The 2,389-nt window shown below is 29.4% G+C and carries 2 protein-coding genes; both read right to left on the minus strand.

Annotated features, from left to right (window positions below):
• Window positions 1–488 precede the first annotated feature (488 nt).
• On the minus strand, window positions 489–1,694 hold the full coding sequence (locus VJ881_01880; GenBank protein HKL74789.1) for an ISL3 family transposase: 1,206 nt from the start codon (window positions 1,692–1,694) through the stop codon (window positions 489–491).
• Between the two features lie 72 nt (window positions 1,695–1,766).
• Window positions 1,767–2,389, minus strand: a 623-nt coding sequence (locus tag VJ881_01885) for a hypothetical protein (protein HKL74790.1), incomplete at its 5' end; no start/stop codon positions are given.

The following is a 2,389-nucleotide window of genomic DNA, read 5'->3' on the forward strand; positions in this document are numbered from 1 at the left end:
TTGTGCAGCTATAGAATATACCTGATAACCTTCATTTTCATTTAATATAGCTTCTTTAATAACCTCCAACTCTTTGTTATTGGACATCTTTTTCACCCTTTCTTTTTTTATAATTATTTTTTGCCTAAGACTAATAATTCGTTACTTCCTAATTTTAATATTGCTTATAATATATTTCCAATATTATATTTTGGCTCTCTGACAAATGTTGTGAAGAAAAAACTGTAAATCTAAATAGCATCCATTGAATCATGTTATTTCTTTAATTTTTAAATTTGGTTCTTCTCCAAATTAGTGTATCAATTTATGATTATACATAAAATTCTCTATGGTTATTTTATTTAATTGATAGGCCTTTTAATAATAAAAGGATAGTATAAATATCATATAAAAAATTTATTCAATTAAAAATACAGCCACTAATCAGCATAGCAAATAAACTTCACAGTGTTCATCCACTGAAATGGAGAAAAACCTTAAATTTAATTTTAAATACTTAGTAATGATAAAAATACTCGGCGTTTTAAGTTTTCAACTTTGGGAACACCGTAGCCAATTCTTTTGATTAATTTGATTTTATTGTTTAATCCTTCAGCAAATCCATTGGTTATTCTGGTTTTGAAATAGTTGATTACATTTTGTTCCCAGCGTTTTACTGTTCCTTTAGCTCTATAAAAAGGATTTAGTTTATACTTGCTAACATTTTCATACCAGTGGTTTAAAGCTTCAATAGATTCTTTAACATCAGGTATCTGAAGCAAGTCCCTAAATTCTTCTTTCAGCTCCCATGCTTTTTCTAAAACGGGAGAGAGTTTAAAGATTTCTATCAGTCTCTGATGACTGTTATCATTAAGATCTTCACCAGCCATTAGTAGCGTGAGTCTGGATTTATAGAACTTCTTTCTGTTGGCAGCAGTCTGTATGTTCTGTTCCTTTATTCTTAACTTATCCAAGGCATTATTAATGGCTGTAACCAGATGGAACTTATCTACCACTATCTGTGCATTGGGAAAGACATCTTCTGCAACAGCTTTATATGGGCTCCACATATCCATGGAGAAGTACTTGATCTGTTCCCGCAGTTCTTTAGGCCAGTTATTAAAGTATTCTATTAGATCATCTTTTTTCCGAGAAGGTAAGATATCAATTAACTTACTGTTAATTGGATCAGTTAAAGCAACTGCGTATTTATGTTTTTTCTTGACAGCAAATTCATCAATACTTATAGCTTCAACCTTATCTAGGGCTTCAAGCTGAGTTTCTTCAATTAGTGTGTCTAATTGACTATTTACTAAATTTTTAATACTGGTATAACTTAGATCATTTTCCCTGGCTACTCTGGAATAATCACGGCTATCAGTCTGTTTTAGAAGATATGTTTTAAAACGCTCAGTATTCCTGGAATAATCAGGGATACTCTTAAGCTTTTTAGGTATTGCTCTTTTGCCACAATGACTACATCTGTAACGCTTTTTAGTTAGTCTAATAGCCACTTTTTTATCCTGATAAGGAACATCTTGAATAAATTGAACTCGTCTATCGTGTACTTTATCTGCTTTTTTACCGCAAATGGGACATTTAACATGATCAATTTTATAATCAGCTATAAAAAACAAATATTCTTCCGTTTTGATCAAATTTGTTGCAACCAAGTCTGGTAAATCCATTAAATCTGTGATAAGATTATTATGCATTTGCTTGACTCCTTTATTGAATTTTTTTGGTTTGTAACTATTTAATTCAACGGAGCCAGGCAAATGCCTTTTTTATTTAGATATATTTAGATTTACAGTTTTTTCTTCACAACATTTGTCAGAGAGCCAATAGTTTTTAATAATATACAACATATATCTTGGACGAGTATAGGCTATATATTTTTCTTCAGCAGTAATATTTTCTTTATGATTTAAAAAGATAATAATATCTGACTCTAGCCCTTTGAATTCACTAATCGTCCTATATTTCAATGATTCCTCGCCTGTTCTTGAAAAATCAAAGTCTATCAACCATTTACCAATAGTTTCAAAACCATATTCATTAAGTATTGAATTTTGGAATTTCCTGTCAGATAATAATACTATTTGTTCTATATTTAACCCCTCATTATCAATTAAGTCCACAATTATATTCTCAATTCTATTAATTGCAGATTTATCATTTTTTATTTTATTAACCATAGGTTCAATACCTTCAATATTATTAGGTATACCCATTTTACCTAAGTTAGTAGATTTCACAGCAAATTCATAGATATTTTTAGTATTTCTTATATTCTTTTTCAAAACAAAGGGAGGTAAATCTATGTAAAAATAATCTTTAAATTTTCCTTTTCTAATATCTTGTTCTGGGTCATATAATATATATAACTCAGAATTGTCCTCATCTTTCA

The sequence above is a fragment of the Halanaerobiales bacterium genome (genome assembly GCA_035270125.1).
Taxonomy (GTDB): domain Bacteria; phylum Bacillota; class Halanaerobiia; order Halanaerobiales; family DATFIM01; genus DATFIM01.